The sequence below is a fragment of the Methylosinus sp. Ce-a6 genome (assembly GCF_009811655.1).
Taxonomy (GTDB): Bacteria; Pseudomonadota; Alphaproteobacteria; order Rhizobiales; family Beijerinckiaceae; genus Methylosinus.
In genome coordinates, this window is sequence record NZ_BGJX01000070.1 from 1 (window position 1) to 2,598 (window position 2,598).

At 60.6% G+C, this 2,598-nt stretch carries 3 protein-coding genes and 1 pseudogene; all 4 read left to right on the forward strand.

Features of this window, described 5'->3' with window-relative positions; all coding sequences use genetic code 11:
* Window positions 1-109: 109 nt before the first annotated feature.
* Window positions 110-435: pseudogene (locus Mspo_RS19260) on the forward strand (winged helix-turn-helix domain-containing protein); the annotation flags it as partial.
* Window positions 436-533: 98 nt separating this feature from the next.
* Window positions 534-941 (forward strand): transposase, encoded by a 408-nt coding sequence (locus Mspo_RS19265; RefSeq protein WP_244613560.1) that lies wholly within the window; start codon window positions 534-536, stop codon window positions 939-941.
* Window positions 938-1,372, forward strand: a complete 435-nt coding sequence (tnpB, locus tag Mspo_RS19270; protein ID WP_159732891.1) for an IS66 family insertion sequence element accessory protein TnpB — start codon at window positions 938-940, stop codon at window positions 1,370-1,372. The genes Mspo_RS19265 and tnpB overlap by 4 nt, the downstream gene beginning before the upstream one ends.
* Window positions 1,373-1,627: 255 nt before the next feature.
* Window positions 1,628-2,598, forward strand: a 971-nt coding sequence (locus Mspo_RS19275) for a DDE-type integrase/transposase/recombinase (protein WP_159732893.1), incomplete at its 3' end; no start/stop codon positions are given.

Below are 2,598 nucleotides of genomic sequence, written 5' to 3' on the forward strand. Positions count from 1 at the left end.
GCGCATGACCGCCGCCTGGGACGACGACTTCCTCGCAAGTCTCGTCGCCGCCTGAAATCCTTCACCCGATTCCCCTGTGTCGTCAGCCTTTCGACGAAAGTCTTTCGTTCGCATCGACGACGCGCATCGCGCCGCGCTGGCGGCGCTCATCGAAGAGGGGCCGACGCCTGCCATTCATGGCGTCGTGCGCTGGCGGATCGTCGATCTATGTCAGTGGACATTCGAGGAGCTTCGCGTCGTCGTCTCGGAACAGACCATGAGCCGCGAGCTGCGCAAAATGGGCTATCGCAAGCTGTCGGCGCGGCCGCGTCATCACGCGCAGGCCGAAGGCGCGATCGAGGATTTTAAAAAAGTTTCCCAGCTCGTCTGGAGGAAATCGCGCGCGAAAAGCGTGTCGCCTCCGACAAAATAGAAATCTGGTTCGAGGACGAGGCGTAAGCGCCGTTGCGACCCCATTGATTCTTCGGGTTCGGAAGGATTTTCGGATGTGAGATTCTTCCGAGGGACAGCCATGTCTCTGGAAGGATCCGAAGATGAACGAGAATGCGACGATCGAAACGGCTTTTGGCGCAGGATTTGTCGGACGTGTGGATTTTCGTCGTTCACGTTCGGGCAATCGGCTGTGGTCGAAGGAGCTGAAGGGCCGGATCGTGCGAGAGAGCCTCGCGCCTGGAGCGCGCGTCGCCGATGTCGCCCGCAAATATCGGATATGCGCGCAGCAATTGACGCAGTGGCGCCGGCAAGCGCGCACCGGGCGGCTCGCGCTCGTGACCGACGGTCCCGCGGAGTTCGTGGAGATCGAGCTCGAGCAGCCGTCCGTTCGTAATGAGAGCGATGCGAAGATCGAGATCGTCGTCGGCAAGGTCGTGTTACGATTGGAGCAAGACACCGCGTCGACGCGCATCGCCGAGATCATGACGGCGTTGGAGCGCGGCGCGTGATCATTCCGTCGCAAGGGTTGCGGATCGTGCTCGCCGTGCGTCCCGTCGATTTTCGTTGCGGGCATGATGCGCTGGCCGCTCTGGTGCAAAACAAGCTTGGACTCGATCCGCATTCCGGCCTCATCGTCGTGTTCCGCTCGAAGCGAAGGGATCGCTTGAAGATTTTGTTGTGGGACGGAACCGGACTCGTGCTGATCTACAAGCGTCTTGGCGATAACGGTTTTTCTTGGCCGCAGGTCAGCGACGGCGTCCTGCAATTGAGCCGGGTGCAGTTCGAAGCTCTATTCGACGGGCTTAACTGGAAGCGCGTCGGTGTCGGGATACATCTAAAAACGAGAACCAATTCCGGGATAATTCAATGGGTTGCCGAGCAGGAAAAATTTGAGAATATACATGTGAACCGAGAAAACCGAACGCCCGGTTACGCTTAATTCGAGAATTGGCCTCCCAAACATTGGCCGCGGATGCGCCGGGAAAATGGACATCAATAACGAGAATTTCCGGCCGGCACTTTTCCTCCGCACAGTCGGCCGACCGTTGTATTTCAGGCGCTTCGATCAGATCGCACTGGTAGCTCTCGGAGCGCGGACGCTTCTCAATTTGGATGTCCGGGAACGAAGTTCTCCCTCGAAATTCTCAAATAAGACGCCCAAAGGCCTGCCGAACCGTGATTTTCTCACAATAGGATGTATCCCGACACCCGGCAACGGGGGCCGAAGGAGGGCTCCAGTCGGCTGACGCCCGAACAGGATCAGCTCATCGACGACGCCATCGAGGAGTTCTATCGCACGCGGCAAAAGCCGGGCGTCAACGCGCTGCGACGGCGTGTGCGCCAGCTGTGCCAAGCCCGCGGCACCCGTTTGCCATTGTGGGATGCGATAAAGGCCCGGGTCGCGCGCACGGACAAGCGCTCGCTCTTGCAGGATCGGGAGGGAGCGGAGGCCGCTCGCGCGCGCTTCGCGCCGGTCGTGGGCGAATATCAAGTGAGCTACGCGCTCGAAGTCGTGCAAATCGATCATACCAAGATCGACGTGTTCGTGGTCGATTCCGTGCATCGCGAGCCGATCGGGCGGCCATGGCTGACTTTGGCGATCGATGTGGCGAGCCGCATGGTGGCGGGGTTCTACGTCTCGCTCGAGGCGCCGTCGTCGACGTCCGTGGCGTTGGCGATCCAGCATCTCGTCTTACCGAAGGAGTCCTGGCTGATGCGGCTGGGCGTTGTCGCCGAATGGCCGGTTGCCGGGATTCCCGATGCGCTTCATCTCGACAACGCCAAGGAATTTCGGGCGCGCGCGCTCGCGCGCGGCTGCGAGGAGCATGGCGTTCGACTGATCTATCGCCCAGTGGCGCGGCCGCACTACGGCGGCCATATCGAACGGCTGATCGGCACGATGATGGGCGCGGCGCATCTGCTGCCGGGCACGACATTTTCGAACGTGGCGGAGCTCGGCGACTACGACTCCGCCAAGCACGCCGTGATGACGCTCGACGAGCTGGAGCGATGGCTGGCGCTGGAGGTGGTCCGGTATCACAGCGATATCCATGCCGCGTTGAAGCTGCCGCCGATAGCGGCGTGGCGCGGCTTTGGTGCATGGATACGCTTACGCCGTTTCCTGAGGTTATCGTTTAGGAATTACGATGATGCTCGGCGTCTTCG